The 399-nt window shown below is 58.9% G+C and carries 1 protein-coding gene; it reads left to right on the top strand.

The window, feature by feature from the left end:
- A partial coding sequence (locus RTW80_RS27575; RefSeq protein ID WP_312721279.1) for a TilS substrate-binding domain-containing protein occupies window positions 1–399 on the top strand: 399 nt, incomplete at both ends.

Here is a 399-nt window from a genome sequence, read left to right on the forward strand (position 1 = left end):
GGATACGCTGACTACCGCTGACGGTGCCCTGAACATTGCGCCGTTGAAGGTGATGAGCCCCGTGCGCCGGGCTGCTCTGATTCGTCGCTGGCTGGCTTACCACCGTGCGGTTATGCCGTCCCGGGCGATGCTCAACCGTATCTGGGAGGAAGTTGCACAGGCGAGGGAAGATGCTGCCCCGTGTATACACCTGAATGGTTATGACGTCAGGCGCTATAAAGGGCAACTCTGGTGGGTAAAATCTGTGCCGTCGCTGGCTGACGTTGTGCTCGACTGGCCGTCGCCGGAAAAAGCATTAACGCTACCGATGAATGCCGGTGTCGTTGCGTTAAGCCATTCGGGCAATGTGCGTCTACCTGAGCCGGACGAGAACGTCACTATACGCTTCAGGGCCAGCGG

The organism is Escherichia sp. AM3, from assembly GCF_032029835.1.
Lineage (GTDB): Bacteria > Pseudomonadota > Gammaproteobacteria > Enterobacterales > Enterobacteriaceae > Escherichia > Escherichia coli.